The sequence below is a fragment of the Nonomuraea sp. NPDC003709 genome (assembly GCF_040610775.1).
GTDB lineage: Bacteria > Actinomycetota > Actinomycetes > Streptosporangiales > Streptosporangiaceae > Nonomuraea > Nonomuraea angiospora_A.
Map to the genome: position 1 here is coordinate 172,348 of NZ_JBEXMW010000002.1, position 26,551 is coordinate 198,898.

Here is a 26,551-nt window from a genome sequence, read left to right on the forward strand (position 1 = left end):
AGCAGGGCGCGGGCCGTTCACTAGACTTACCGAATCATGGCCGTACAGATCTCGCCCAGCATCCTCGCCGCCGACTTCGCCAGGCTCGCCGACGAGGCCGCCGCCGTGCCCAATGCCGACTGGCTGCACGTCGACGTCATGGACTACCACTTCGTGCCCAACCTCACCATCGGGTTGCCCGTGGTCGAGGCGTTGCGCAAGGCGACCCCGACGCCGCTCGACTGCCATCTCATGATCGACGACCCCGACCGCTGGGCGCCGCAGTACGCGGAGGCGGGGGCGGGCAGCGTGACCATCCACGCCGAGGCGGCCAAGGGGCCGATCAGGACGCTGCGCGAGATCCGCTCGCTCGGCGCCAGGGCCGGTCTCGCGCTCAACCCGGCCACGCCCGTCGAGCCGTACGAAGACCTGCTGGCCGAGGTCGACATGCTGCTGCTGATGACCGTGGAGCCGGGGTTCGGCGGGCAGAAGTTCCTCGACGGGGTGCTGTCCAAGGTCCGGCGGGCGCGGCAGCTGATCGAGCGGCACGGCGGGCGGGTCTGGCTGCAGGTCGACGGGGGAGTCGACGCGGGCACGATCGAGCGGTGCGCGGATGCGGGCGCCGACGTGTTCGTGGCGGGCAGCGCCGTCTACGGCGCCTCCGACCCGAGCGCCGCCGTTGACGCTCTCCGGGCCGCCGCCACCCTCAAAAGCGCATAAATCACCCATCGCCTGGGTAACCATTCACTTATGGGCGACCATGGGATCTTCGGGCCCCGCTCGGTGACGTGGCGGGTGATGGGCGAGCCGATCCTGCTGGTGGGCGGCATCCGGGCGCTGCTGATGCAGGGCCTGCATCCGCGGGCGATGCGCGGGGTGCTGCAGAACTCCGCGCTCATGGATCCCCATGAGGCCTGGTCGCGGTTCGTGCGGACCACCGAGTTCGTACGCGTGCGTACGTACGGGACCGATGCCGAGGTCGAACGGGCGGGGCGGCGCGTCCGCAAGATCCACACCAACCTGACCGCCTACGACCCCGACACCGGCGTCACCTTCCACCTGGACGAGCCGGACGCCCTGCGCTGGGTCCACGTCGGCGAGGTCGACTCCTACCTGTCGGTCGCCCGGCGGGCCGGGGTGCGGCTGACGGACGCCGAGGCCGACGCGTTCGTGGCGGAGTGGCGGCGGGCGGCCGAGGTGGTGGGGCTGAAGGCGGAGGACGTTCCGGGGTCGGTGGCCGAGTTGCGCGACTACATCGACGCCGCGCGGCCGGGGCTGCGGTTCGTCCCCGAGGCGGCCCACCCGCTGCGCCTGTCGCTGAACGCCCCGCTCCCGCGCATGCTGACCCCGCTCAAGCCCGCGCTGCCCGCGCTGACGCTGCTGTCGTTCGCCACGCTGCCGCGCTGGGCGAGACGGCTGTACGGGCTGCCCGCCACTCCGGTCGGCGATCTGTGGGCCACGGCGACCCTGCGCACCCTGCAGACCGGGATCGGCCTGGTCCCGGGGGACGTCCTCTACAGCCCCGCCGCCCGGCGGGCGCGCCGGCTCATGGCCGCTTGACCTAGCGCTTGGTCAAATATGCCGGGCCGGTCGCGCAGGGCAATTCGGGCATGGCACACTGGTAGCCAAGAGAGCTAGCGTGCTCCGGGGTCGGTGTAATTCCGAACCGGCGGTTATAGTCCGCGACCCGGCCGATGCCATCGGCCGGTTGACCTGGTGAAATTCCGGGACCGACGGTTAAAGTCCGGATGGGAGGAAGCGCGCGAGGTGTCCGGTGTCCCAGCCGGGCGCCTGCCCTGATGCACAGCAGGATCAGGGCCGAAATCCCCCGGGGCCCGCCGTGGCTTGGAGCTACTGGCGAGTAGGAGTACCCCGGGGTGGAGATACCCGCGCAGGACGCCGCGCACATGGCGCGCGCCGTCGAACTGGCCGGGCACGGACACGGCACCACCAGCCCCAACCCCGTCGTGGGCTGCGTCGTGCTCGACGCCGGCGGCCAGGTGGCGGGCGAGGGCTTCCACGCGTACGCGGGCGGGCCGCACGCCGAGGTCGTGGCGCTGGCGCAGGCGGGGGAGCGGGCGCGGGGCGGCACCGCGTACGTGACCCTCGAGCCCTGCGACCACACCGGCCGGACGGGGCCGTGCAGCCTGGCGCTGCTGGCGGCGGGGGTCGCGCGGGTGGTGATCGCGGTGCCGGACCCGAACCTCAAGGCGGCCGGCGGCGCTGCCCGGCTGCGGGCGCACGGGGTCTCGGTGACGTCCGGGGTGCTGGGCGCCGAGGCGGAGCGGGTCAACGAGGAGTGGCTGACGTACGCGCGGCTCGGGCGATCGCACGTGACCTGGAAGTTCGCGGCCACGCTCGACGGGCGGTCGGCGGCCGAGGACGGGACCAGCCAGTGGATCACCTCGCCCGCGGCCAGGGCGGACGTGCACCGGCTGCGGGCCGCCGCGGACGCGATCGTCGCCGGGATCGGCACCGTCCTCGCCGACGACCCCCACCTCACGGCCCGCCCCGGCCCCCCGAACGACCCCGCGTCGGTCGTTCCCGCGTCGGCCGTTCCCGCGTCGGCCGTTCCCGCGTCGGTCGTTCCCGCGTCGGTCGTTCCCGCGTCGGTCGTTCCCGCGTCGGCCGTTCCCGCGTCGGCCGGTCGCGGTTCGGAGGCGCGCGTCGGCCGGGTGGCCCCCGCATCGGAGACGCGTCCCGGCAGCGGGGCGGGAGGTGGGGAAGCGGGCAGGCGGCGGCCGTTGCGGGTCGTGGTCGACACGCGGGGCAGGACGCCGCAGGACGCCCGGGTGCTCGACGACAGCGCCCCCACGCTCGTCGCCGTCGCCGAGGACGCCGACACCGGGCTCAAGGCCGACCTCCTCCGCCTGCCCCGCGACGGCCGCGGTCTCGACCTCGAAGCCCTCCTCAAGGAGCTGGCCGCGCGCGAGGTCGTCAGCGTGTTCCTGGAGGGCGGCCCCACGCTCGCCGGGGAGTTCCTGCGGCGGGGCCTGGTGGATCGCGTGGTCGCGTACCTGGCCCCCGCGTTGCTCGGCTCCGGGAGGGCCGCGCTCGGCGCGGCCGGGGTGGGGACGATCGGCGAGATGCACCGCCTGACTTTTGACGAAATTTCCCCCATAGGGCCGGATGTGCGATTGATCGCCCGGCCTGCCACCCAACCAGGCAGGGAGCAGTGATGTTCACCGGAATCATTGAGGAAAAGGGCGAAGTGGTGGCCATCGACCAGGCGGGCGGCGGGGCCGTGCTGTCGGTGCGCGGCCCGGTCGTCACCTCCGACGCCAAGCACGGCGACTCGATCGCGGTCAACGGCGTGTGCCTCACCGTCGTCGAGGTCGAGGACGGCGTGTTCACCGTGGACGTGATGAGGGAGTCGCTCGACCGCAGCTCCCTCGGCGGGCTGAAGCAGGGCTCCCCCGTGAACCTGGAGCGGGCCATACGCGCCGACCAGCGCCTCGGCGGCCACATCGTGCAGGGCCACGTGGACGGCACCGCCGTGCTGCTGTCCAGGGAACCCGGCGAGAGCTGGGACGACGTGCGGTTCTCGCTCCCCGAGGCGCTGAGCCCGTACGTGGCGGAGAAGGGCTCGATCGCGATCGACGGAATCAGCCTGACGGTGACCACGGTTGATGACGACAGCTTCGGTGTGAGCCTGATCCCCACCACGCTCAAGCTCACGACCATGGGCGAGCGCCAGGTGGGCGACACCGTGAACATCGAGGTCGACGTGATCGCGAAGTATGTGGAAAGGCTGGTGGTCAGGCAGTGAACTGGGCCGACGCCGGATTCGATGTATTCGGCACCCATGTGCTCTGGACGGACCTGATCGGCAACATCGCCGCCCTGTCGACGGTCCTGCTCGCCATGCGCAAGTCGATGTGGACCTGGCCGGTGCAGTTCGCCGGTTCGGTGCTGTTGTTCATCGCCTCGATCAACGCGCACATCACCGGGAACGCGCTCAAGCAGGCCCTGTTCGCGGGCCTGGCGGTCTACGGGTGGTGGGCGTGGCGGCGCGGCACGCAGGACGGCAAGCAGTTGCGCGTCCGCCCCGCCGCGTGGTGGGAGCGGTCGCTGCTGATCGGCGGGATGCTGCTGGGCACGGCCCTGGTCGGCCTGCTGTTCTTCGTCACCGGCCTGTCGTGGGGCGCGCAGGTGCCGCTGCCGAAGGGCGCCTTCCTGGTGGCCGCCGACGCCTACATCTTCGTCGGCAGCGCGATGGCCACCTGGGCGCAGGGCCGGGCGCTGGTGGACTTCTGGATCGTGTGGGTGGCCGTCGACCTGGTGGGCGTGCCGCTGGCGTTCAGCTCGGGGCTGGTGGTCTCCGGGTGGGTGTACGGCATCTTCTTCGTTCTGGTGGTGATCGGGTTCGTGAAGTGGCTGCGTGAATACCGGGCGGCCGAGGTCGGCGTGGCGGTGGCGCGATGAGCGACATCAAGCTGGACCCCATCGAGCGGGCCATCGACGACATCCGCAACGGCCGGCCCGTCGTCGTGGTCGACGACGAGAGCAGGGAGAACGAGGGCGACCTCATCTTCGCCGCGGCCAAGGCCACGGTGGACCTGTGCACGTTCACGATCAGGCACACCAGCGGGATGATCTGCGTGGCCATGGAGGGCAAGGAGCTCGACCGGCTCGGGCTGCCCCTCATGGTGGTGCACAACAAGGAGCGCATGCGCACGGCGTACACGATCACCGTGGACGCCCGCGACGGCGTCACCACGGGCATCTCCGCGGCCGACCGGGCGCAGACCATCCGCACGCTCGCCGACTCCGCGACCGAGCCCAACGAGCTGGTGCGCCCCGGGCACGTCTTCCCGCTGCGCTACCACGAGGGCGGCGTGCTGGCCAGGCGCGGCCACACCGAGGCGGCCGTGGACCTGGCCCGGCTCGCGGGCCTGTCGGCCGCGGGCGCGCTGGCCGAGGTGGTCAACGACGACGGCACCATGGCCAGGCTGCCCGAGCTGCGCCGCTTCGCCGACGAGCACGACCTGGCGCTGGTTTCCATCGAGGATCTCGTCGACTACCGCCGCCGGGCCGAGAGCATGGTCACGCGGGTGGCCGAGACGCGGCTGCCGAACGCGTACGGGATGTGGCGGGTCTACGGCTACGCCAGCGCGCTCGACGGCGGCGAGCACGTCGCGCTCGTCTTCGGCGACCTGTCCGACGGCGAGAACATCCTGGTCCGGGCCCACTCCGAGTGCCTGACCGGCGACGTGTTCGGCTCGCTGCGCTGCGACTGCGGGGTGCAGCTCGGCAACGCGATGTCGGCCATCGCCCAGGAGGGCCGCGGCGTGGTCGTCTACCTGCGCGGCCACGAGGGCCGGGGCATCGGCCTGCTGGCCAAGCTCAAGGCGTACAACCTGCAGGACAACGGCAGCGACACCGTCGACGCCAACGTGGAGCTGGGGCTGCCGGTGGACGCGCGGGAGTTCTCCAACGCGGGGCAGATCCTGGCCGACCTCGGCGTCAGGTCGGTGCGGCTGCTCACCAACAACCCGGCCAAGCTCAAGGGCATGGACGGGTACGGCATCAAGGTCCTCGGCCGCGAGCCCCTGCCCGTGGCCATGAACCCGCACAACGAGCGTTACCTCACGGCCAAGCGCGACCGCCTCGGCCATCACATCTCGGAGGCATCGTGAGCGAGCGTAGCGAGCGACCAATCAGACACAGCCGGGTGCCGCTCATGCGGCCGACGGAGGAGGCCGCATGAGCGGCGAAGGTAGGCCGGGCGTCGCGGCGCCCGACGCCTCGGGGCTGAGCGTGGGGGTGGTGGCGGCCAGCTGGCACGCCAAGATCACCGATCAGCTGGTGGCGCGGGCCCTGCAGGCCTGCGACGACAGCGGCGCCACGGCGACCGTGGTGCGGGTGCCGGGCTCGCTGGAGATCCCGGTGGTCGCCCAGGCGCTGGCCCGCCGCTGCGACGCGGTGGTGGCGCTGGGTGCGGTCATCAAGGGTGAGACCGCCCATTTCGACTACGTCTGCGACTCGGTGACCGCGGGCCTGACCCGGATCTCGCTGGACGAGGAGACGCCCGTCGGCAACGGCGTCCTCACCTGCGAGACCCTGGACCAGGCCCTCGATCGGTCGGGCCTGCCGGGCAGCAAGGAGGACAAGGGATACGAGTCGGCCGTCGCCGCGCTGGAGACCGCCCTCCTCCTGCGGGACCTCCACTAGCCTGCGGTAGGTTTCCTTCGTGCCCGAGCCGATCACTCCACCATCCCTACCCGTCACCTGGCGTCCCAGCAGACCGCGGATCGTCGCGTACGGCTCCGCCGCCGTGATCGTGCTCGGGTCGGTGATCATGGCGGTCTTCATCGCCGAGCCGTTCAAGCTGCCCGACCGGCTGGCGATCGTGGCGTTCGGGTGCGCGGTGGCGTTCGTGCTGCACATGCTGGGGCGGGTGCGGGTGGAGGCGGACGACGAGGGTGTCACCATCGTCAACGCCGCCCGCACCCACCGCTACTCGTGGCCGGAGATCCTGGAGGTCACGCTGCTGGTGGGCGACCCCTGGCCGAAGATCGACACCTCCGACGGGCGCACCATCGGGGCCATGGGCATCCAGGGCTCGGAGAAGGCCCGCGCCATCCGGGCCACGGCCGAGCTGGAGGCCCTGATCCGGGAGCGCGGCGAGGCTCGCGAGAAGTAGCCGGTCGATGACCCCGTGTCATGGTCGGCGGGCGAATATCGCCGGACCGGGTGTCGACGTAGCCTGAAGGAGTGCTGCGGCGGACAATCAGGGCAATGGACATCGAGTCGCCGGCCAAGCTCATCGAGCTCCTCGACCGGCATGCCTACCTGGCGGACGAAGGGCTGGCCACGGCGGCCTTCCTGGCGCTGAGGATGGGCCGGCCGCTCTTCCTCGAAGGAGAGGCGGGAGTCGGCAAGACCGAGCTCGCCAAGGCGCTGGCGACGCTGCTCAAGGCGCCCCTCATCAGGCTCCAGTGCTACGAGGGGCTGGACGCCGCCCAGGCGCTGTACGACTGGGACTTCGCGCGCCAGCTGCTCCACCTGAAGGCCGCGGAGGCCGCGGGCGTCACCGACGTGGGCCGGCTGGAGGGGGAGATCTACGACAGGCGGTTCCTGATCGCGCGGCCCCTGCTCAAGGCCATCGAGACGCAGCCGAGCGTGCTGCTCGTGGACGAGATCGACCGGGCCGACGACGAGTTCGAGGCGTTCCTGCTCGAAGTGCTCTCCGACTTCACGATCTCCATCCCCGAGCTCGGTACCGTCAAGGCCACGAAGCCGCCGGTGGTCGTGGTCACCTCCAACAGGACGCGCGAGGTGCACGACGCGCTCAAGCGGCGCTGCCTCTACCACTGGCTCGAACACCCCAGCTTCGACCGCGAGGTCGCCATCCTGCTGCGCCGGCTGCCCGACTGCACCGAGACGCTGGCCGTGCAGGTGGCGCGGGCGGCCGAGCGGCTACGGCAGGCGGACCTGGTCAAGCCGCCGGGCGTGGCCGAGACGCTCGACTGGACCGAGGCGCTGCTGACGCTGGGGGCCAAGGAGCTCGATCCCGCCCTGGCCGCGGCGACCCTGGGGGCGGCCCTGAAATACCGGGAGGACGTCTCGAACGTGCTCGGCAACGGGCTGCTGCCCCATGGATGAGCTGGTCGCCACGATGACGGCGTTCGCCAGGACGCTGCGTGCGGCCGGGGTGGCCGCCGACCACGAGCGGACCCAGAACATGCTCAGGGCGCTCGACCACCTCGACGTGGCCGACTCCGGCGAGGTCTACTGGGCCGGGCGGCTCACGCTCTGCGCCACACCCGACGACCTGCCCCGCTACGACCGGTGCTTCGCCGCGTATTTCGGCGGCGTACGGGCGAGCGTCGCCCGTACGAGCACGACCAGCGTCACCCGGCACCTGGCGGCCGAGACGCGCGGCGAGGCGGACGGCGGCGACGAGGGGACGGCCGCGCCCGCGACGGCGAGCCGGGCCGAGGTGCTGCGGCACCGCGACGTGGCCCGGCTGACCGAGGCCGAGCGGGCCGAGGTGCACCGGATGCTGGCCATGCTGAGGTGCGGCCGCGAGCGACGGCGCTCGCGCCGCTTCGAGGGCGCCCACCGGGGCGTGCTCGACCCGCGCCGCACCATCCGCGACGCGCTCAGGAAGGGCGACATCGCCCGGCTCCGGCACAAGAGGCACACCACCCGTCCGCGCACCGTCGTCCTGTTCGTGGACGTCAGCGGCTCGATGGCCCCGTACGCCGAGACCCTGCTGCGCTTCGCCCACGCGCTGGTCAGGAGCGAGCCCCGGGCCACCAAGGTCTACTCGGTCGGCACCAGGCTCACCTCGATCACCGCCGAGCTGCGCCACCGCGACCCCGGCACCGCCCTGAACGAGGTCTCCAAGGCCATCCCCGACTGGAGCGGCGGGACCCGGCTGGGCGACGAGCTCAAGGAGTACCTGTCCCGCTACAGCGCGCGCGGGGCGACCGCCGTGATCGCCTCGGACGGGTGGGAGCGCGGCGACCCCGCTCTGCTGGGGGCGCAGATGGCCAGGCTGGCCAGGCAGGCGCACCGGGTGATCTGGGTCAACCCGCACAAGGGGTATGAGGACTACCAGCCTCTCACGGGCGGTATGCGGGCCGCCCTGCCGTACGTGGACGACCTGGTGGCCGGGCACAGCCTGGCCGCCTACGAGCGACTCAGCGAAAGGCTGGCCCATGCGTGACGTGCTGCCGGAGATCATGAGGTGGTGGAGGTCGGGGCTCAAGTTCGGGCTGGCGACGGTGGTGAGCACGTTCAGCAGCGCGCCCAGGCCGCCGGGCGCGGCCATGGCGGTGCGCGGCGACGAGGTGGTCGGCAGCGTGTCCGGCGGGTGCGTCGAGGGCGCGGTGTTCGAGCTGGCCGCCGAGGTCGACGAGGCCGTCCTGCAGCGGTACGGCGTGAGCGACGACGACGCGTTCGCGGTCGGGCTCACCTGCGGCGGCATCATCGACATCCTCGTCGAGCCGATCTCGATCGAGACCTTCCCCGAACTGGGGGAGATCGCGATGTCCGTGGACGCGCACGAGCCGGTGGCCGTCGCCACCATCGTCTCCGGCCCCGGGCAGATCGGCGCCCGCCGGGTCATCTGGCCGGACCGCTCGTCCGGCACGCTCGGGCTCGACCGGCTCGACGAGGCCGTGGACGACGACGCGCGCGGCATGCTCGCCCAGGGCCTGACCGGCATCAGGCACTACGGCGGCGAGGGGGAGCGGCGCCTGGACGACCTGGCGGTGTTCGTGCAGTCGTTCGCGCCGCCGCCGCGCATGCTGGTGTTCGGGGCGATCGACTTCGCGGCGGCGGTGGCCAGGGTGGGCAAGTTCCTCGGCTACCACGTCACGGTCTGCGACGCGCGCCCGATCTTCGCCACCGCCAAGCGCTTCCCCGACGCCGACGAGGTCGTGGTCAAGTGGCCCCACGACTACCTGGCCTCCGTCCAGGTGGACCAGCGCACGGTGATCTGCGTGCTCACCCACGACCCCAAGTTCGACGTGCCGCTGCTGGAGGTGGCCCTGCGCACCGACGCCGGGTATGTGGGCGCCATGGGCTCGCGCCGCACCCACGAGGACCGGCTCGCCCGGCTGCGCGAGTCCGGGCTCACCGACGCGGAGCTGGCCAGGCTGCGCTCGCCCATCGGGCTCGACCTCGGCGCGCGCACCCCCGAGGAGACGGCCGTGTCGATCGCCGCCGAGCTGATCCAGCTCCGCTGGGGCGGCTCGGGCCGCCCGCTGTCCAGCACCGAGGGCCGCATTCATCACGAGGGCGCATGAAGAGCGCGAAGGTGGCCGGGCTGCTGCTGGCCGCGGGGGAGGGCGCCCGGCTGGGCACGCCCAAGGCGCTGGTCGAGTACGCGGGCGAGCGCCTGGTCGACCGCGGCGTGCGGCTGCTGGAGGAGGGCGGCTGCCATCCCGTCGTGGTCGTGCTCGGCGCGGCCACCGTGCAGGTGCGCGGCGCGGTGACCGTGCGCAACCCGGACTGGGCGTCCGGCATGGGCTCGTCCCTGCGGGTCGGGCTCGCCGCGCTGCCGCAGGAGGCCGAGTCCGTGGTGATCGCGCTGGTCGACCAGCCGTTCATCGGCCCGGGCGCGGTACGGGCGCTGATCGCCTCGGGCGCCGGGCTGGCGGTCGCCACCTACGAGGGGAGGCGCAGGAACCCGGTGCTGATCGCCCGCGAGCACTTCGCCGAGGTGGCGGAGCTGGCCGTGGGGGACGTGGGGGCGCGGCCGTTCATGAAGGCGCACCCCGAGCTGGTCACCGAGGTGCCGTGCGACGAGCACGGGGACCCGGCCGACATCGACACGCCCCAGGACCTGCGGCTGCTGGAGCCGCACCTAGAGTCGCAGTGAGGCGATCGCGGCGCGGTGGTCGCTGCCGGTCGCGGGGGCGACGCCCGCCTTGGTCGCCGTCATGCCCTTGAACAGGATGTGGTCGGGCCGGGTGATCGGGAACTCGGACGGCCAGGTGAACCCGAACCCGTCGCCCGCCACGATCTGCGCGTCGCTCAGCGGCGGGGTCAGCCCCCGCATGCCCCGGTCGGTGGTGGCGGTGTTGAGGTCGCCGAGCAGCAGGATGCGCTTGCTCGGGTCGTCGTCGATGAGCCGTCGCGCGTGCGCGAGAGAGACGTCGCGCGAGGCGGTCTCCCCGGGCCGGGCCGAGGCCAGGTGCATGACGTAGACGGTCACCTTGCCCTTGGGGGTGGCGACCACCGCGCGCAGCGCCCGCGGCCAGCCCAGGCCGATGTCGAGCGGCTTGGTCTCGCTGATCGGGTAGCGGCTCCACAGGCCGACCGTGCTGACCGGATAGTGGTACTTGAACATCTTGTTGAGCTGCTTGGCCGCGGGGCCGCCGCTGGTCAGCTCCTGGGCGGCCAGCAGGTCGAGGTCCTTGGCGATCATGCGGACGGCCTCGCCCGAGGCGTTGTTGGTCACGCCCACGTTGACCGTGCCGACGGCCAGGTCGCTCGGGCCGCCCGGCGGCGTGCGCAGCAGCGTGGAGCCGAACATCGCCGCCCACACCACCCCGGGCACCAGCGCCGCGATCACGGCCGCCCTGGAGCGTGCCAGCGCGGCGGCCAGGAGCAGCAGCGGGACGGTCACCCCCAGCCAGGGCAGCAGGCTCTCCATCACCGGCGTGAACCCGCCGAGCGCAGGAATCAGCTGGTGTCCGGCCATGGCCACGGCGACCACGGCGGACACGATGACGACCAGCCGACTCAGCACCTGATCCAGGCTAGTGGCTCCCTGCCCGCCACGCCGACGCGATAGCCTGTTCGCGTCGCAACGGAATATCATTCGGTTTCATCGGGAGCCCGGCATGCGCATCGGTATGGCACTCAACTACTCGGGCGGCTTCAAGGAGACGGTGGCCGAGCTGGCGGACTACGAGAAGGCCGGGCTCGACATCGTCTTCGTGGCCGAGGCCTACAGCTTCGACGCCGTCAGCCAGATGGGGTACATCGCGGCCAGGACCGAGCGGCTGGAGATCGCCTCCGGCATCCTGCCGATCTACTCCCGCACGCCGACGCTGCTGGCCATGACGGCCGCGGGCCTGGACTACGTCTCCGACGGGCGCTTCACGCTCGGCCTCGGCGCGTCGGGGCCGCAGGTGATCGAGGGCTTCCACGGGGTGCCGTACACGGCGCCGCTCGGGCGTACCAGGGAGGTCATCGAGATCTGCCGCCAGGTGTGGCGGCGCGAGCGCCTGGTGCACGAGGGCAAGCACTACACGCTGCCGCTCCCGCCCGACCAGGGCACGGGCCTGGGCAAGGCGCTGAAGCTCATCAACCACCCGGTACGGCCCCGCATCCCGATCGTGATCGCCGCCATCGGGCCCAAGAACGTCGAGCTCGCGGCCGAGCTGGCCGAGGGCTGGGAGCCGATCTTCTACGTGCCCGAGAAGGCCGCCGACGTGTGGGGCCGGTCGCTGGCCGCCGGCAAGGAGAAGCGCGACCCCGAGCTGGGCGAGCTGGACGTGATCGCGCAGGCGTCCCTGGCGATCGGCGACGACGTGGCCGGGCTGCTGGAGTTCGGGCGGCCGATGGCGGCCCTCTACATCGGCGGCATGGGCGCCAAGGGCCGCAACTTCTACAACGACCTGGCCAGGCGCTACGGCTACGAGAAGGAGGCCGAGCGGATCCAGGACCTCTACCTCGAGGGCAAGAAGGACGAGGCGGCCGCCCTGGTGCCCGGCGAGCTGCTGGAGAGCATGTCGCTGATCGGCAGCGAGGGGTTCGTGCGCGACCGCGTCCAGGCGATGAAGGAGTCCGGGGTGACCACGCTGAACGTGGCGCCGCTCGGCAGGACGCACGAGGAGCGGGTGCGGCTGATTGAGCTGATCAAGGACATTGTGGGGTGAGTCACACTCTTTAGTGGAATACGTCCGTTTTAACGGGTGTTGTGGGAGCTCGTGAGGTTCTCCCTGGTGTTCGTGTGGCTCGTCGAGCGGCTGCACATCGATCTGTGCCGGTTGCACGGATCGCTCTGTCGCTGAACCGCGTCAGCCTCGATCACCCCTTCCTCACCTGGCATGCCCGCTCGCGCGGCGGGCCGGCATGCCCTTTCCCCGGGAGCTTCCCCCACCCATGAAGAGATTCTCCTTCTCCCTGCAACTGCTGGCCGGCCTCGCGGCCGGCATCGCGCTGGGCTTCGTCGCCAAGATCTGGGACGTGGCCTGGCTGGCCGAGACGCTGACCCGGATCGGGCAGATCTTCGTCCAGCTGCTCAAGCTCGCCGTGCCGCCCCTGGTCTTCACCGCCGTGCTGGTCAGCGTGGCCAACCTGCGCAACGTCAACGGCGCGGCCAGGCTCGCCTCCAAGACGCTGCTGTGGTTCCTCGTCACCGCGTTCGTCTCGGTGGCGCTCGCGATCGGCCTCGGCCTGCTCATCAACCCCGGCCAGGGCGTCACCCTCGACACCGCCGCCGCCAAGGCCGTGGACACCGAGGGCGCGGGCACCTGGCTCGACTTCGTCACCGGCATCCTGCCCACCAACATCGTCACCGCCTTCACCGAGGTGAAGGTCCTGCAGATCGTCTTCCTGGGGGTCGTGCTCGGCGCGGCGGCCCTGGCGGCCGGCGAGAAGGCCGAACCGTTCCTGAACCTCGCCCGCTCCGTCCTGGAGCTGGTCCAGAAGGCGCTGTGGTGGGTCATCCGCCTGGCTCCCCTCGGCACCGCGGGCCTGATCGGCAAGGCCGTGTCCACGTACGGGTGGGACCTGCTGGCGCCGCTGGCCAAGTTCAGCGCCGGGGTGTACATCGGCTGCTTCATCGTGCTGCTGGCCGTCTACCCGACGGTGCTGGCCGTGTGGGGCAAGGTCAACCCCGTCCAGTTCTTCCGCAACGCGTGGCCCGCGATCGAGCTGGCCTTCGTCTCCCGCTCGTCCGTCGGCACGCTGCCGCTGACGCAGCGGGTCACCGTCGAGCGCAACGGCGTGGACCGCGACTACGCCTCCTTCGCCGTGCCGTTCGGCGCCACCACCAAGATGGACGGGTGCGCCTCGGTCTACCCGGCGCTGGCCGCGATCTTCGTGGCCCAGGTGTTCGGCGTGCCCCTCGGGTTCGGCGACTACCTGCTGATCGCGTTCGTGTCGGTGGTCGGCTCGGCCGCCACGGCGGGCCTGACCGGCGCGACCGTCATGCTGACGCTCACGCTCAGCACGCTGGGGCTGCCCCTTGAGGGCGTCGGCCTGCTGCTGGCCATCGACCCGATCCTCGACATGATCCGCACCGCCACCAACGTCGCGGGGCAGCTCGTCGTCCCCGTCCTGGTGGCGCGCTCGGAGGGCCGTCTGGACGAGGCCGTCTTCAACGCGCCGCCCCAGCCGCTGGACGTCGCCGCGCCGGTGGGCCGCGTGCCGCAGCCCGCGGCGGCCTGACCTCACCGCCCGGCCCGCCCCATCATCCCGCCCCATCATCCCGCCCGGCGGGATGATGGGGCGGCAGTGTCTGCGGGGCCCTATGGTGGTCGGAAATCCTGATTTTCGAGTAATTGGCGGGGATATGTCCGACGCGACGCCGTCCTTGGTCGCTGACCGGTATCGGCTCGACGAGCGCATCAGCAGCGGGCCGATGGGTGAGGTGTGGCGAGGGTACGACACGCGGGCCGACTGGGTCGTGGCCGTGAAGGTGCTCGGCGCCCGGGTGGCGGGGGGCGCGACCCGGGAGGTGCTCAGGCAGCACGCCCAGGCCGTGGCCCGGGTCATCCATCCGAACGTGGCCATGGTGCTGGACGTCGGCGACCACGACGGGGCGCCGTTCCTGGTGATGGAGTTCCTCACCGGCCCCAGCCTGGGCGAGGAGCTGGCCGCGCGCGGTCCGCTGCCGATCGTCGAGGTGTGCGACCTCATCGGGCAGGCCGCGGCCGGGCTCGACGCCGCGCACCGGGCGGGGGTCGTGCACGGGCACGTCGCCCCGCACAGCTTCCGGATGGCCGGGAGCGGGGTGCTGAAGGTCGTCGGGTTCGGGATGGACGACCGGGTGCCGGGGGACCCGCGGTACGTGGCGCCCGAGCGGGCGGCGGGGCAGGAGGCCGCGGCCGCCGGGGACCTGTACGCGCTGGGGTGCGTCTGCTACGAGCTCCTGTGCGGCCGCCCGCCCTTCGGCGACGAGGCGGGGGATGATTCCGGGGGCGCTTCCGGGCGGGGTGTGCCCGCTCCGCCGAGCGCGTCTAGGGCCGAGGTGTCCGCGGAGCTGGATCGGCTCGTGCTGGCCATGATCGCCGAGGATCCCGCGCAGCGGCCCGGCAGCGGTGAGGCGATCCGGCGGGCGCTGGCCGCCATCGCGCGGCCGCGCGCCAACCCGGCCGCACCGCCCACCGCACCGCCCACCGGGGCGCCACCCATGCCGCCCGGGCCCGGGCAGGCTCCCGCCGGGTCGCTTCACCCTGGGGCGACCCACCCCGGGGCGCCCCACCCTGGGGCGGCTCCCGCCGGGTCACCTCCGCCTGGGGCGGCCATGCCCGTGACGGGCGTTTCCTTCCGGGACGGCGGCGTGCCGTCCAGTGGGCCGTCCAGTGGGCCGGGTGGCGCGCCCGGGGCCGGGACGTTCGGGGGCGACGGATCGACCGAGGTCTTCCAGGTCCCCGGGCACGGCGGGCCTCCTCCGAGGGCCGGTGACACCGCCGTCTACCAGGCGGGCGACCTCGAGCCCGCCCCGGCGTCGAACCGCAAGCTCATCCTCCAGCTCGGCGCCGCCGTGGTGGTCATCGCGGTGGTGACCGTCGTCATGGTGATGTGGGCGGGCGCGAGGAAGGAGGAGCCGCTGACCGCCTCCACCCCGACCGCCGAACCGAGCACGCTGCCGAGCACGCTGCCGACCACGCTCCCCACCGAGGAGCCCACGCCGGACGCCACGCCCGGCCTGGTGAGCACCCTGGGACCGACCTCGCTGCGCGAGACGGTCCAGCCCAAGGCCACCCTGGGCGAGGCGATGCCGCCGGGCGGCTGGCGCAAGTGGCTGTCGGAGTTCGACGAGGCGCTGATGGCCCAGCAGGCCATGGGCGCGATCGACCCCAAGGTCGCCGGCAAGGCCCGCGACAAGATCAGGAAGGCGGCCAGGAAGTTCGAGGAGGGCCGCATCGACTCGGGGATCGACCAGATCGCCGGCGTCTACCACGACCTGAGGCGGGCGCAGGAGAAGGGCGACATGGGCGCCGGTCCGGCGGCGCAGGTCATGAACGACTGGCGGCTGCCCGACGACTAGGAGCTCCGGGCGGGCTCGGCCGGGTGGCGGGCGATAGTGACGCCAGGGGCGGAACACGTACATTGGCGCCATGAGCGTCGACTACGTGGCACGCCGGGCCCGCCTCGCCGGGTTGCTGCCCGCCCGTGAGGTGACCGCCCTGCTCGTCACCTCGCCCGTGAACGTCCGCTACCTCACCGGGCTGGTCAGCTCGAACGCCGCCGTCCTGGTCAGGGCCGACGGCACCGCGCTGCTGGCCACCGACAACCGCTACATCGAGGTGGCCCGCACGCTGGACGTGCCGTCGGTCGAGGCGTACGACGTGGAGAGCGCGCTGGTGGAGCCGGGGGCCGGGATCGAGGCGGCGTGGATGAGCGTGGCCACGTACCGGCGCCTGGGCGGGGGGCTGGTGCCGCTGGAGCCGGTGGTGGAGCGGCTGCGGGCGGTCAAGGACGACGGGGAGCTGGAGCTCCTCCGTACGGCCTGCGAGATCACCGACCAGGCATTTGCCGATATTTCAGGGAAAATCGTCCCGGGGATCACCGAGCGCGACCTCGCCCGCCTCCTCGACAACCGCATGACCGAGCTGGGCGCCGACAAGCCCGCGTTCGACACGATCGTGGCCGCAGGCGAGAACGGCGCGATCCCGCACCACGCCCCCTCCGGCAGGGAGCTGCGCTCCGGCGACCTGGTCACCATCGACTTCGGCGCCCGCTACCAGGGCTACCACGCCGACATGACCAGGACGGTCTGCCTGGGCCCGCCGACGGACTGGCAGCGCGAGATCTACGACCTGGTCGCCGAGGCGCAGCGGGCCGGCCGGCATGCGCTCGCGCCGGGCGCGGGGGCCAGGGAGGTGGACGCGGCGGCCCGTACCGTCATCGAGGACGCGGGGTACGGGAGCCGCTTCCGGCACGGGCTGGGACACGGAGTCGGCCTGGAGATCCACGAGGAGCCGTTCCTCGGCCCTTCGCGGACCGGTAGACTAGAGGATCGAGTTCCGATCACCGTCGAGCCCGGGGTCTATCTCCCGGGCCGGGGCGGGGTTCGCATCGAGGACACCCTGGTGACACGTGAGGGCGGGCCGGAACTTTTCACGAAGACGACCAAGGAGCTGCTCGTCCTTTAGAGCGGCCGCACCCGGGAGAAGAACGAGTGGCGACGACCAACGACCTCAAGAACGGCATGGTGCTGAAGCTCGAGGGCGGTGAGCTCTGGGCCGTGGTCGAGTTCCAGCACGTCAAGCCGGGCAAGGGTGGCGCGTTCGTGCGCACCAAGCTCAAGAACGTCCTCTCCGGCAAGGTCGTCGACAAGACCTTCAACGCCGGCGTGAAGGTCGACGTGGCCAACGTCGACAAGCGCGAGATGCAGTACTCGTACAAGGACGGCGACGACTTCGTGTTCATGGACACCGAGACCTACGACATGGTCAACGTGCCCAACAACACCGTCGGCACCGCCGCCAACTACATGCTGGAGAACACTCTGGCCACGGTCGCGTTCAACGAGGGCTCGGCCCTCTACGTCGACCTGCCCGCCGCGGTCGAGCTGACCATCGCCGAAACCGAGCCCGGCCTGCAGGGCGACCGCTCCACCGGCGGCACCAAGCCCGCCACGCTGGAGACCGGCGCCGAGATCAAGGTGCCGCTGTTCATCACCACCGGCGAGAAGGTCAAGGTCGACACCCGCAGCGGCGATTACCTCGGCCGGGCCTGAGGTGTCGGCACGCGGCAAAGCACGCCGGCGGGCGCTTGACATCCTCTTCGAGGCCGAGCTGCGCAGCGAGGATCCGCTGAAGATCCTCGCCGAACGCGTGGAGCGGCAGGAGCCCCCGGTGAACGAATACACCTCGACCATCGTCGAGGGCGTCGCCAGACACCACGCGCGCATCGACGAGCTGATCACCACCTACGCCGAGGGCTGGACCCTCGACCGGATGCCCGCCGTCGACCGCAACCTGCTGCGCGGGGGCACGTACGAGCTGCTCTGGATGCCCGGCGTGCCCGAGGGCGTGGTGATCAGCGAGTGGGTGCACCTGGCGGCTGAGCTGTCCACGGACGAGTCGCCGCAGTTCGTGAACGGGCTGCTGGCCCGCTTCAAGCAGCTCAAGCCAAGCCTCACCCTTTAGACACCGTCAAAAGGGTGAGTTCGGGGTACGTTCCAAAGCAACAAGGCGTACCTTCCAAAGAAATAAGGCGTACCTTCCAAAAACAAGGGTCCGAAGACACAAACGACGCCTGCCCGCACGGCTCGCCGAGACGAGGGCCGTGCGTTGTCACACGGCCGGGCGCCTATGCGCGCAAGCCTGACGTGTGGCCAGGGGCGTGCGGACAAGTGGCGCGTCACCAGCCGCGACGCGCCCCTTGCCGCTCGTCCGGCGGTGCGTATCGTGTGGGCATGGTGACCGAGGACGACGTACGCCGGCTCGCCCTGGCGCTGCCCGGGACCGTCGAGAAGACCATGTACGGCACGCCCGCCTTCTACGTCCGCGGCAAGTGGTTCGCCCGGGTGCGTGAGGAGGGCGACGTGCTGGTGCTGCCGGTGGGCTCCGAGGAGGAGAAGGCGGGGCTGATCGCGGCCGAACCGGCCACGTTCTTCACGACCCCGCACTACGACGGGTCCGCCGCCGTGCTGGTGCGGCTCGGGGTCGTGGACGCCGAGGAGATGGGCGAGCTGCTGACCGACGCCTGGCGGCTGCGGGCGCCCAAGCGGCCGGCCGCCGGCTTCGACGCCTGACCCCGCCACCTGGCCTCGCCACCTGGCCCCGCGACTTGGCCCCGCCACCTGGCCCCGCTACCCCGGCATCGACGACGATCCGCCCGGGCGGCGTGCGCGACCCGGGAGCGGGCTGGTGCCGGTGACGGCGAGCGGGGGACCGGCGCACGGCGTAGGCTGGGGCCCGACCGCGAAGAAGCGCAGTTCACGATGTGCGCGATCGCGAGGGCCCGGAGCGCGGGCCGTCGCGAGGGGAGAGGGAGGCGAGCCGACGTTGCGTGCTGAAGGCGTCACGAGGACCCCGGCGGTGCGGACCGCCGTCGTCTGGGACGCGTTGCGGTCCGCGCTGGCCGAACGGACGGCGGCGACCGGCCGGGAGGGACTCGACATCGTCGATGCCGGGGGCGGCACCGGCGGGTTCGCCGTGCCGCTGGCGGCGCTGGGTCACGCCGTGACCGTCGTGGATCCGAGCCCCGACTCGCTGGCCGCGCTCGAGCGCCGCACCAAGGAGAAGGGCGTGCGCGTGCGGTCCCTGCAGGGCGACGCCGCCGACCTGGGCGAGCTGCTCAGCCGCGACAGCGCCGACCTGGTGCTCTGCCACAGCGTGCTCGAATACGTCGAAGACCCGATCAGCGCGCTGACCGCCGTCGCGGGCGTGCTGCGCAGGGGCGGCGCGGTGAGCGTGCTGACCGCCAACCCCGTCGGCAGCGCCATCCACCGGGCGCTCGCGGGGCAGTTCGACGAGGCGCGGGCCGTGCTCGACGACCCGCGGGGCACCTGGGGCGACCGCGACCCCACCCCGAGGCGCTTCGGCGCCGAGACGCTCTCCGAGCTGCTGGCCGCGACCGGGTTTGCCGTCGGCGCCGTCCACGGCGTGCGGGTCTTCGCCGACCTGGTCCCGAGCAGGCTCGTCGACGGCGAGCCCGGCGCCGCCGAGGCGCTCGTCGCCCTCGAGCAGGTCGCCGCCACCCACCCCGTGCTGCGCGACATCGCTACTCAGCTGCACGTGCTCGCGCACAGGTCATGAGGCGCCGGCACTGGGTATAGAACGCATGTTCGGATAGAATCGGCGGCGTGTCTCGCAAGCAGATCACCGGCATCGGCCCCGCTCCACGCACCGGGGCCGACGACAGCGGCTGCCCGATCCTGCACGTCGACATGGACGCCTTCTTCGCCAGCGTCGAGCTGCTCGAGCGTCCCGAGCTGCGCGGCCGCCCGGTGATCGTGGGCTCGCCCGCGGGGCGCGGCGTCGTGCTCAGCGCCACGTACGAGGCCAGGGCCCACGGCGTGCACTCCGCCATGCCGATGAGCAGGGCGCGCCGGCTCTGCCCGCAGGCCACGATCATCCCGCCCAGCCACGGCAAATACTCCGAGGTCTCCAAGGGCGTCATGGAGATCTTCCACACGATCACCCCGATGGTCGAGCCCATCGCGTCCGACGAGGCGTTCCTCGACGTCGGGGGCGCCAGGCGCCGACTCGGCCCGCCCGCCGTCATCGCCGCCATGATCAGGGAGCAGGTCCTCGACCGCTACGGCATCACGTGCTCGGTCGGTGTGGCGAGCAGCAAGTTCGTGGCGAAGCTGGCCAGCAAGCAGTGCAAGCCCGACGGGCTGCTGGTGGTGCCCGCCGACCAGGTCGTCGACTTCCTCCACCCGCTGCCGGTCTCGGCGCTGTGGGGCGTCGGCGAGCGCACCGAGCAGTCTCTCGTACGCCTCGGCATCCGCACGGTCGGCGACCTGGCCAGGGTGCCGCCCGCCACCCTCCAGCGCGAGCTCGGGCAGGCCGTGGGCGGCCACCTGGCGGCGCTGGCCTGGGGCCGTGACGAGCGGGCGGTGAGCGCCCACGTGCCCGACAAGAGCATCGGCAACGAGGAGACGTTCGCGGCCGACGTGGACGATCCCGAGGTGATCAAGCGGGAGTTGCTGCGTCTTTCCGAGCGGGTGGCCGCCAGGATGCGTAAGGGCGGATACGTGGGAAGGACTGTAAGTGTGAAGCTCCGCCGCGCTGATTTCACGACGATCAACCGCTCGCGCACACTGCGCGAGGCGACCGACGTGGCCCAGGTGATCTATGCCACAGCCTGCGAGCTGTTCGAGGCGGCCGGCCTCCAGCGCGTGCGGCTGCGCCTGGTCGGCGTGCGGATGGAAAACCTGCGCCCCGCAGGCGAGGCCACCCACCAACTCGGCATCGGAGAGCGGGAGACCGGCTGGCGCGAGGCCGAACAGGCCATGGACAAGGCGATCCGGCGATTCGGTCCCGATGCGGTGCTCCCAGCATCGCTCGTACGTGGCAAGCTTGATGATGTAGAGACATGACGCAGATGTCCGGATTTTTATGGGGCATCGGTGTCGCGATTTTGGGGGAAGGGGGGCGAGATGGGCCACAATGGAGCCATGACGACACCTCCGGTTTGGTCTGCGTTGGACGTTTGCTTTCGCCTACGTCTACAGCCTCGTATTCTGGGGATAACCGACCGCGAGGTTCGGACACCCCGTGTCGTCCGTTGCCGTCTTCCCCGTCCTGGGGCTGTCCTTGGGAGGCGCCGTGCCGCTCTCTGAGCACGAGCAGCGCTTGCTCGACCAGATCGAGCAGGCCCTCTACGCCGAGGACCCGAAGTGGGCCAACACCGTAAGGATCAGTGACCCGCGCAGCCATTACAAGCGTCGTCTGATCAAGGCCTCCATCGGCTTTGCTCTCGGCGTCGTCATCATGATGGTCGGCGTGGTGATGAGTGGCAGTGCCCTGATCCCTCTCGGCGTCGGCGGTTTCGTGGTCATGCTCGCCGCGTGTCTGTGGGGCCTGTCCAGTTGGAAACGCATGAACGGGTTCGGTGACTCCGCGCCCGCCTCGGGCTCGGCCCCTCCTCCGGGCAAGCAAGCCCGTCGGCCGCGCCGGGGGACGTTCATGGAGCGCATGGAAGAGCGCTGGCGCCGCCGCAACGATGAGCGCTGACCGCTGACCTGCGGAGCCGCCCGGACACGCGTCCGGGCGGCCCTCGTGTGGGAGGCGGCCCTTCCGGGTCCCGTCGTGCGCTCGTCCGCCCAGGCGCGCGACGGCGCAACCGGTGGCCGCCCGTCCCCTGCCCCCAAGGTGAGCCCGGCCAGGCGCCGGCGTTCCCGCTGCCGAAGACGAAACCGGCCGTCCCCCTCGACGAGGGGGACGGCCGGTCGCGTCGGTCGGTCAGGAGCCCTTCTGGGCGGACGTCCGCCGCAGCCTGATGTTCTCCAGCAGATCGAACCCGTCGAGCAGGCGCTCGCCCAGCCCCCGCAGCCGCCGCAGCGTGGACGGCGGCAGCAGCACCGCCCGCAGCCGGCGCCCGCGTGACACCGTGGCCGCCAGCGCCTGGCGCACCTGACGCAGGTCCTTGCGCAGTGGCCCGATCTGTCCCGGATCCCTGGCGAACAGCACCCGCTCCACCGCGGACGCGATGGCCGTGATGGCCGCCGCCGAGTCGGCGTCGAACTCGTACTGCTGGGTCAGCCGCCGTGCCAGCGCCCGCGGGGTCTCGCTGAGCTGGCGGGCCATGCCGTAGTCGTACAGCACGTCGTCCAGCTCCGCCCACGCGGCGGCGACCGACGGATGGCCGCCCCCCGACTTCGACGCGATCCGGGCCGTCAGATCGTCGGACGGCTCCGAGACCTTCCAGCCCAGGGTGCGCACGCGCCGGTTCCTGGTGATCAGACGCAGGCCCGCGGGGATCAGCAGCACCAGCAGCAGCGCCGCCGCGCCGATGCCGATCTGGCCGATCAGCGGCATCGAGTCGTCCGTCGGCAGCCCGCCGGTGGCGACCACGCCCTCGCGGTCCAGCTCGCGAGGGTTGCGCCGGGCCTGCGGGTCGACCGGCTCGTCAGCGGACGAACTCGTCGAACCCGGCGTCGGCGTCGACGCCTCCCCGGTCGCCTCCGGCCGGGGCTGGGTGTACTCGGGCACCCGCGCGCTGCCCTGGCCGGCCGAGCCCGCGGGAGTCGGCTCGAACGGCAGCCAGCCCACACCCTCGAAATACAGCTCGGGCCAGGAGTGGGAGTCGTTCGTGCCGACCTGCCACCGGTCGCCGACCTTCGTGCCGCCCGTGTAGCCGATGGCCACCCGCGACGGGATGCCCACCAGCCTGGCCAGCACCGCCATCGACGCGGCGAACTGCTCGCAGTAGCCCGCACGGTCGCGCAGCAGGAAGTCCCGCAGCGCCGAGTTGCCGTGCCCCTGCGTGCTCAGGGTGTAGGTGAAGTCGCCGCCGGTGAAGAACTCCTGCAGCTTCACCGCCGCGTCGTAGTCCGTCTTGGCGTTCGCGGTCAGCGTGGTCGCCAGTTCGGCGATCTCGGGCGGGAGGTTGTCCGGCAGCCTCAGGAAGCGGGGATCGACGCTGGGCCGGGTCTCGCTGAGCGAGTCCAGCAGGTCCGGCGTGGGCTCCGGCTCGCTCGTGGTCACCTCGTACTCGGCGCCGGAGGCCTCGTCGCGGGTGGAGAAGACCATGAGCGTGTCCACGTCCGCCCGCCAGTCGCCGTCGATCTGGATCTGTCGCGGCGGGTACGGCAGCGGCAGGAACTGCAGCTTCGTGATCTCGTCGCTGATCCGGATGTCCGTGGTCACGGTCTTGACCTTCGGCTCGGAGCCGAGACCGGGCGGCGCCGGGAGGGGGCCGTTGTCCGTCCGGTTCTGCGGGGCCCCCTTGGGCTCCGTCATGCCGAACTGCTGGCCGTCGAACGTGTCGAGCGCGTAGATCCGCAGATAGCGGGGTTTGTCGTCGTTGTTGGCGTAAGTGAGGACCACGCGCCGTTCCGGCAGCTCCAGCTGGCCCTTCAGGCTCGCGATGGGGCTGGGGATGCTGATCGAGTTGCCCCGGCCCGAGCCGCTGCCGCCCACGCCGAACGTGAAGAACGACACCGGCTCCATGGCCGGCAGCAGGGCGGGCACCAGCACCGCCAGCACGATCGCGGCGAACCCGATGCGCTTGCCCGACAGCCGCAGCCCGCTGGTGTCCGCCGAGGTGCGGGCCTCGGGCCGGGAGGACGTGGCGCGGGTCGTCCGCCGTACCAGCACCGCCCTGCCCCAGTGGCCCACCCGCTCGCGCCCGTCGGCGATCAGCAGGCCGATGAACCCGAGCGCGGCCAGGATGAACGCCGGCCAGCTGATCGGGTCGGGCAGGATCGTCGCCGGCACGGTGGCCAGCGCCAGCAGCGGCAGCCCGGCCAGCGCCGCCTTGCGCAGCCGCGCGGCCAGCAGGTCGACGGCGATCGCGATCAGCGCCACGCCGCCGGCGGTCAGCAGCGTGATGCCCTCGGTCTCCGGCACGGGAGCGGCGAAGCGCTGGATGTCGGCCCAGCCGACCCCCAGCAGCCTGCCCAGTTCCACCACCGACCCGCGGGTCGGCACCACCAGCGCCCACGCCTTGGCGGAGGCGAACGCCGCGGTCAGGTAGACCCACACCGCGAGCAGCGCGACCAGCGGCGCCGCCCACGCGGGCAGCGACAGGCGGCTGCTCAGCAGGCCCGCGGCCATCACGGCGAGCACGGCGCCCAGCGACGACCAGAACCAGGAGCCGCCCTGGAAGAGCGGGTAGAGCAGGAACGCCGCGGCGAACGCGGCCACGCCGGAGGCGACGGTCAGCCTCATGCCGCGCCTCCCGCCGGGTTGAGCGCGTATCTGTCGCGGTTGGCGGCGTTCTGCCAGACGGAGGCGATCGAGGTGCCCGCGGGCAGGCGCACGATGCGCCAGCCGTACCCGGCCAGGACCGTCTGCACGGCCTGGTGGTTCTCGGCGGCCGCGCGGTCCCCGCCGTCCCACGTGCTCACGTCCAGCATCACCGCCACCGCGGTGATGCCGCTGTGCCTCAGCCTGGCCAGCTCTCTCGCCTCCTCCGGGTCGAGGTCGCCGAGCACGGCCACGATCAGCCCGTCGCCCCCGCCCTGGCGCAGGGCCGAGACGCCCATCTCCAGGGAGCGGGCCGGGCTGTGGCGCACCACGGCGAGGGTGTCGAGCAGCGACCAGCTCAGTCCGGTGTCGGTCAGGTGCTCGGCGCCCTGGTCGGTCACCAGTCGCAGGCCGAGGCCCTCGCGGGCCAGGTGCACGCCGATCGAGGCCGCGGCCGAGACCGCCACCTCGAACGACGAGCGCGGGCCCTCGCCGCGGTGCGCATACCTGCGGGTGTCCAGCAGGAGCGCGCCACGGCTCTGCCACTGCTGCTCCTCGCGGCGCACCATCAGCTCGCCGCGGCGGGCCGTCGAGCGCCAGTGCACCCGGCGCAGGTCGTCGCCCTGCCGGTATTCGCGTGGCGCCACGTCGTCGTCGCCGGCCGCGGCCACGCTCCTGGTACGGCTGTCGCCGCCGCCCGTCCACTCACCCGACAGCCGCACGTGGGGGAGCGCCGCGACGTGCGGCGTCACCACGAGCGTGTCGCTGATCGTGAACGAGCGGGTCAGCTCGACGAGCCCGAACGGGTCGGCGATGCGGACCGACAGCGGGCCGATCGTGTAACGGCCGCGCAGGTCCGAGCGCACCCGGTAGTCGATCTCCCGAACGCCCCGCGACTCGACCCGGTCCAGCACGAACCGGGGCCGCACGCCCAGCGCATAAGGAACGGTGTCCTCGATGAGCAGCAGCCCGGTCGGGAGCCTGGTGACGTTCTCCAGCCGCAGGGTCACGGTGGCCTCGCCGCCGACCTCCGCCCGCGGCGGGTCGAGGCGTCTGGCGCAGCTCAGCCGGTAGCGCGTGCGCGCCACCACCATGGCCGCCAGCAGCGGCAGCGCCGTCACCAGGACGCCGATCCTGAACAGGTCGTTCTCGCCCAGGATGACGGCCATCAGCAGCGCCGCGATGCCGGAGGCGAGGAACGACCTGCCCCTGGAGGTCAGCGCCCGCAGTCCGGCCCTCACGACGCCCTGGCCTCCGGCACCGGTACGCGCCTGATCAGATCGGTCACCACCTGCTCGGGCAGGCGGCGCTGACCCTGGGCCTCGACGCTGGGCAGCAGCCGGTGCGCCAGCACGGGGATGGCCAGGTCCTGCAGGTCGTCGGGGATGACGTAGTCGCGACCGGCCAGCGCGGCGTGCGCCCTGGCGGCCCGTACGAGCTGCAGCGTGGACCGGGGCGACGCGCCCAGCCGCAGGTCGGGGGAGTGGCGGGTGGCCACGACGAGGTCGATGGCGTACTTCTTGACCGCCTGCGAGACGTAGACGCCGCGTACGGCCTCGATGAGGGCGCGCACCTCGGCCGTCGTCGCCACCGGCTCCAGCTTGTCCAGCGGCGAGGTCTGGCCGTGCACGTCGAGCATCTCCAGCTCGGCGTGCGGCTCGGGGTAGCCCATCGCGATGCGCGCGGTGAAACGGTCGCGCTGCGCCTCGGGAAGGGGATAGGTGCCTTCCATCTCGATGGGGTTCTGGGTGGCGATCACCATGAACGGCGTGTCCAGCTGGTACGTCTCGCCGTCCACCGTCACCTGCTGCTCTTCCATGCACTCCAGCAGCGCGGACTGCGTCTTCGGAGAGGCGCGGTTGATCTCGTCGCCGACCACGATGTTCGCGAACACCGGGCCGGGCTTGAACTCGAACTCCCGGGTCTGCTGGTTGTACGCGCTGACCCCGGTGATGTCACTGGGCAGCAGGTCAGGAGTGAACTGCACGCGGCGCACCGGACAGTCGATGGAGCGCGCCAGCGCCTTGGCCAGCATGGTCTTGCCGACCCCTGGAACGTCCTCGATCAGGAGGTGGCCCTCCGCGAGCAGGACGGTGAGCATGATGCGGACGGCGTCGCCCTTGCCCTCGATCACCGATTCGATGGCGTTCCGAATCCGATGCGCGGTGGAGACCAGCTCGTCGAGCTGGGGAGGGACATCATGGGTTACTGCCACCGGGCCTCCATGAGAGAAGTGCGACGGCTGTCCCGTAGGGTGCCTTTGCGGGAGCCATGCCATTCCTTTTCCATTGTGTGTACGACCCTACGACGCTGTGGGTTCTCGGGCGACATTTGTGGATATTCCAGGGAACACCGGTGATGTTCCTGTTCTTGTCGCATAGCAGTACGAATCCCGTGACACGACACCCCACCGGGCGCTCCACTTTCCTCCACTGAGGGCTTCCCGAACGAGCCGAGCCCCTATTTCCGCGGCCTTTTGAACCCTCGACACGCCCATGAGGGTTGACCGCCCGGTCACCCCCCTCCACCCCGCTCCATCGCTCTGACCTGCGGTAACGCAACGG

At 71.8% G+C, this 26,551-nt stretch carries 27 protein-coding genes and 1 riboswitch; of the genes, 23 read left to right on the top strand and 4 right to left on the bottom strand.

Going from position 1 to position 26,551, the window contains the following annotated elements:
• The first annotated feature begins 36 nt into the window (after positions 1-36).
• The 12 genes from rpe (at position 37) to ABZX61_RS05325 (ending at position 10,315) form a co-directional block, all read left to right on the top strand.
• On the top strand, positions 37-699 hold the full coding sequence (gene rpe, locus ABZX61_RS05270; protein ID WP_355191686.1) for a ribulose-phosphate 3-epimerase: 663 nt from the start codon (positions 37-39) through the stop codon (positions 697-699).
• Positions 700-729: 30 nt separating this feature from the next.
• On the top strand, positions 730-1,539 hold the full coding sequence (locus ABZX61_RS05275; RefSeq protein WP_355191688.1) for an oxygenase MpaB family protein: 810 nt from the start codon (positions 730-732) through the stop codon (positions 1,537-1,539).
• 75 nt (positions 1,540-1,614) lie between these two features.
• Positions 1,615-1,745: riboswitch (FMN riboswitch) on the top strand.
• Positions 1,746-1,856: 111 nt separating this feature from the next.
• Complete coding sequence (ribD, locus tag ABZX61_RS05280) at positions 1,857-3,158, top strand: bifunctional diaminohydroxyphosphoribosylaminopyrimidine deaminase/5-amino-6-(5-phosphoribosylamino)uracil reductase RibD (RefSeq protein WP_355191690.1); 1,302 nt, start codon at positions 1,857-1,859, stop codon at positions 3,156-3,158.
• Positions 3,158-3,748, top strand: a complete 591-nt coding sequence (locus ABZX61_RS05285) for a riboflavin synthase (protein WP_355191692.1) — start codon at positions 3,158-3,160, stop codon at positions 3,746-3,748. Before ribD ends, ABZX61_RS05285 begins: the two co-directional genes overlap by 1 nt.
• The gene (locus tag ABZX61_RS05290) at positions 3,745-4,404 is read left to right on the top strand and encodes a nicotinamide mononucleotide transporter family protein (RefSeq protein ID WP_350729123.1); all 660 of its coding nucleotides are present in this window, start codon (positions 3,745-3,747) and stop codon (positions 4,402-4,404) included. Before ABZX61_RS05285 ends, ABZX61_RS05290 begins: the two co-directional genes overlap by 4 nt.
• The gene (locus ABZX61_RS05295; RefSeq protein ID WP_355191694.1) at positions 4,401-5,618 is read left to right on the top strand and encodes a bifunctional 3,4-dihydroxy-2-butanone-4-phosphate synthase/GTP cyclohydrolase II; all 1,218 of its coding nucleotides are present in this window, start codon (positions 4,401-4,403) and stop codon (positions 5,616-5,618) included. Before ABZX61_RS05290 ends, ABZX61_RS05295 begins: the two co-directional genes overlap by 4 nt.
• A 67-nt stretch (positions 5,619-5,685) precedes the next feature.
• Entirely contained in the window at positions 5,686-6,153 is a 468-nt protein-coding gene (gene ribH / locus ABZX61_RS05300; RefSeq protein WP_192792225.1) for a 6,7-dimethyl-8-ribityllumazine synthase, read from the top strand.
• Between the two features lie 19 nt (positions 6,154-6,172).
• Entirely contained in the window at positions 6,173-6,625 is a 453-nt protein-coding gene (locus ABZX61_RS05305) for a PH domain-containing protein (RefSeq protein ID WP_355191696.1), read from the top strand.
• 95 nt (positions 6,626-6,720) lie between these two features.
• A complete protein-coding gene (locus tag ABZX61_RS05310; RefSeq protein ID WP_355191698.1) occupies positions 6,721-7,587 on the top strand; it encodes a MoxR family ATPase in 867 nt (288 codons plus the stop codon).
• Positions 7,580-8,656 (top strand): VWA domain-containing protein, encoded by a 1,077-nt coding sequence (locus ABZX61_RS05315; protein ID WP_355191700.1) that lies wholly within the window; start codon positions 7,580-7,582, stop codon positions 8,654-8,656. The genes ABZX61_RS05310 and ABZX61_RS05315 overlap by 8 nt, the downstream gene beginning before the upstream one ends.
• Positions 8,649-9,740, top strand: coding sequence for an XdhC/CoxI family protein (locus ABZX61_RS05320; protein ID WP_355191702.1), 1,092 nt, complete (start codon positions 8,649-8,651; stop codon positions 9,738-9,740). Before ABZX61_RS05315 ends, ABZX61_RS05320 begins: the two co-directional genes overlap by 8 nt.
• On the top strand, positions 9,737-10,315 hold the full coding sequence (locus ABZX61_RS05325) for a nucleotidyltransferase family protein (RefSeq protein WP_355191704.1): 579 nt from the start codon (positions 9,737-9,739) through the stop codon (positions 10,313-10,315). The genes ABZX61_RS05320 and ABZX61_RS05325 overlap by 4 nt, the downstream gene beginning before the upstream one ends.
• On the opposite strand, the gene ABZX61_RS05330 is transcribed toward ABZX61_RS05325, so the two are convergent.
• Positions 10,301-11,188, bottom strand: coding sequence for an endonuclease/exonuclease/phosphatase family protein (locus tag ABZX61_RS05330; RefSeq protein ID WP_355191706.1), 888 nt, complete (start codon positions 11,186-11,188; stop codon positions 10,301-10,303). The two genes, ABZX61_RS05325 and ABZX61_RS05330, sit on opposite strands and share 15 nt — an antisense overlap.
• Positions 11,189-11,282: 94 nt before the next feature.
• On the opposite strand from ABZX61_RS05330, the gene ABZX61_RS05335 reads away from it, so the two are divergent.
• The 11 genes from ABZX61_RS05335 (at position 11,283) to ABZX61_RS05385 (ending at position 21,311) form a co-directional block, all read left to right on the top strand.
• Positions 11,283-12,323, top strand: a complete 1,041-nt coding sequence (locus ABZX61_RS05335) for an LLM class F420-dependent oxidoreductase (RefSeq protein ID WP_350729135.1) — start codon at positions 11,283-11,285, stop codon at positions 12,321-12,323.
• 72 nt (positions 12,324-12,395) lie between these two features.
• Positions 12,396-12,458: a putative leader peptide gene (locus tag ABZX61_RS05340; RefSeq protein WP_350729229.1), complete on the top strand. Its 63-nt coding sequence runs from the start codon at positions 12,396-12,398 to the stop codon at positions 12,456-12,458.
• 91 nt (positions 12,459-12,549) lie between these two features.
• On the top strand, positions 12,550-13,839 hold the full coding sequence (locus tag ABZX61_RS05345) for a dicarboxylate/amino acid:cation symporter (RefSeq protein WP_355191708.1): 1,290 nt from the start codon (positions 12,550-12,552) through the stop codon (positions 13,837-13,839).
• Positions 13,840-13,963: 124 nt separating this feature from the next.
• A complete protein-coding gene (locus ABZX61_RS05350; RefSeq protein ID WP_355191710.1) occupies positions 13,964-15,664 on the top strand; it encodes a serine/threonine-protein kinase in 1,701 nt (566 codons plus the stop codon).
• Positions 15,665-15,734: 70 nt separating this feature from the next.
• Positions 15,735-16,772, top strand: coding sequence for an aminopeptidase P family protein (locus ABZX61_RS05355; RefSeq protein WP_355191712.1), 1,038 nt, complete (start codon positions 15,735-15,737; stop codon positions 16,770-16,772).
• Between the two features lie 26 nt (positions 16,773-16,798).
• The gene (efp, locus tag ABZX61_RS05360) at positions 16,799-17,359 is read left to right on the top strand and encodes an elongation factor P (RefSeq protein ID WP_350729143.1); all 561 of its coding nucleotides are present in this window, start codon (positions 16,799-16,801) and stop codon (positions 17,357-17,359) included.
• A 1-nt stretch (position 17,360) separates the two neighbouring features.
• On the top strand, positions 17,361-17,771 hold the full coding sequence (gene nusB, locus ABZX61_RS05365) for a transcription antitermination factor NusB (RefSeq protein WP_350729145.1): 411 nt from the start codon (positions 17,361-17,363) through the stop codon (positions 17,769-17,771).
• A 269-nt stretch (positions 17,772-18,040) separates the two neighbouring features.
• Positions 18,041-18,379, top strand: coding sequence for an MmcQ/YjbR family DNA-binding protein (locus tag ABZX61_RS05370; RefSeq protein WP_355191714.1), 339 nt, complete (start codon positions 18,041-18,043; stop codon positions 18,377-18,379).
• A 253-nt stretch (positions 18,380-18,632) separates the two neighbouring features.
• Positions 18,633-19,385, top strand: coding sequence for a methyltransferase domain-containing protein (locus ABZX61_RS05375; protein WP_355191716.1), 753 nt, complete (start codon positions 18,633-18,635; stop codon positions 19,383-19,385).
• Between the two features lie 47 nt (positions 19,386-19,432).
• Positions 19,433-20,674 carry a DNA polymerase IV gene (dinB, locus tag ABZX61_RS05380; RefSeq protein ID WP_355191718.1) on the top strand — a complete coding sequence of 414 codons (1,242 nt, stop codon included), beginning with the start codon at positions 19,433-19,435 and terminating at the stop codon, positions 20,672-20,674.
• A gap of 229 nt (positions 20,675-20,903) precedes the next feature.
• On the top strand, positions 20,904-21,311 hold the full coding sequence (locus ABZX61_RS05385; RefSeq protein ID WP_350729151.1) for a DUF3040 domain-containing protein: 408 nt from the start codon (positions 20,904-20,906) through the stop codon (positions 21,309-21,311).
• Between the two features lie 228 nt (positions 21,312-21,539).
• Here ABZX61_RS05385 and ABZX61_RS05390 read toward each other — a convergent pair whose 3' ends face one another.
• From ABZX61_RS05390 to ABZX61_RS05400, 3 genes are read right to left on the bottom strand one after another with little or no spacing between them, the layout of a single operon-like run.
• Entirely contained in the window at positions 21,540-23,969 is a 2,430-nt protein-coding gene (locus ABZX61_RS05390; protein ID WP_355191720.1) for a DUF3488 and transglutaminase-like domain-containing protein, read from the bottom strand.
• Positions 23,966-25,228 (bottom strand): DUF58 domain-containing protein, encoded by a 1,263-nt coding sequence (locus tag ABZX61_RS05395; protein ID WP_350729155.1) that lies wholly within the window; start codon positions 25,226-25,228, stop codon positions 23,966-23,968. The genes ABZX61_RS05390 and ABZX61_RS05395 overlap by 4 nt, the downstream gene beginning before the upstream one ends.
• On the bottom strand, positions 25,225-26,202 hold the full coding sequence (locus ABZX61_RS05400) for a MoxR family ATPase (protein WP_350729156.1): 978 nt from the start codon (positions 26,200-26,202) through the stop codon (positions 25,225-25,227). Before ABZX61_RS05400 ends, ABZX61_RS05395 begins: the two co-directional genes overlap by 4 nt.
• Positions 26,203-26,551 lie beyond the last annotated feature (349 nt).

Excerpts from the sequence above, each read along its gene's own strand:
- ABZX61_RS05335 (WP_350729135.1), top strand. The coding sequence starts at position 11,283 with ATGCGCATCGGTATGGCACTCAACTACTCGGGCGGCTTCAAGGAGACG.
- rpe (WP_355191686.1), top strand. The coding sequence starts at position 37 with ATGGCCGTACAGATCTCGCCCAGCATCCTCGCCGCCGACTTCGCCAGG.
- ABZX61_RS05295 (WP_355191694.1), top strand. The coding sequence starts at position 4,401 with ATGAGCGACATCAAGCTGGACCCCATCGAGCGGGCCATCGACGACATC.
- ABZX61_RS05370 (WP_355191714.1), top strand. The coding sequence starts at position 18,041 with ATGGTGACCGAGGACGACGTACGCCGGCTCGCCCTGGCGCTGCCCGGG.
- ABZX61_RS05355 (WP_355191712.1), top strand. The coding sequence starts at position 15,735 with ATGAGCGTCGACTACGTGGCACGCCGGGCCCGCCTCGCCGGGTTGCTG.
- ABZX61_RS05275 (WP_355191688.1), top strand. The coding sequence starts at position 730 with ATGGGCGACCATGGGATCTTCGGGCCCCGCTCGGTGACGTGGCGGGTG.
- ABZX61_RS05390 (WP_355191720.1), bottom strand. The coding sequence starts at position 23,969 with ATGAGGCTGACCGTCGCCTCCGGCGTGGCCGCGTTCGCCGCGGCGTTC.
- ABZX61_RS05315 (WP_355191700.1), top strand. The coding sequence starts at position 7,580 with ATGGATGAGCTGGTCGCCACGATGACGGCGTTCGCCAGGACGCTGCGT.
- ribH (WP_192792225.1), top strand. The coding sequence starts at position 5,686 with ATGAGCGGCGAAGGTAGGCCGGGCGTCGCGGCGCCCGACGCCTCGGGG.
- ABZX61_RS05350 (WP_355191710.1), top strand. The coding sequence starts at position 13,964 with ATGTCCGACGCGACGCCGTCCTTGGTCGCTGACCGGTATCGGCTCGAC.
- ABZX61_RS05320 (WP_355191702.1), top strand. The coding sequence starts at position 8,649 with ATGCGTGACGTGCTGCCGGAGATCATGAGGTGGTGGAGGTCGGGGCTC.
- ABZX61_RS05345 (WP_355191708.1), top strand. The coding sequence starts at position 12,550 with ATGAAGAGATTCTCCTTCTCCCTGCAACTGCTGGCCGGCCTCGCGGCC.
- ABZX61_RS05325 (WP_355191704.1), top strand. The coding sequence starts at position 9,737 with ATGAAGAGCGCGAAGGTGGCCGGGCTGCTGCTGGCCGCGGGGGAGGGC.
- ABZX61_RS05285 (WP_355191692.1), top strand. The coding sequence starts at position 3,158 with ATGTTCACCGGAATCATTGAGGAAAAGGGCGAAGTGGTGGCCATCGAC.
- ABZX61_RS05310 (WP_355191698.1), top strand. The coding sequence starts at position 6,721 with ATGGACATCGAGTCGCCGGCCAAGCTCATCGAGCTCCTCGACCGGCAT.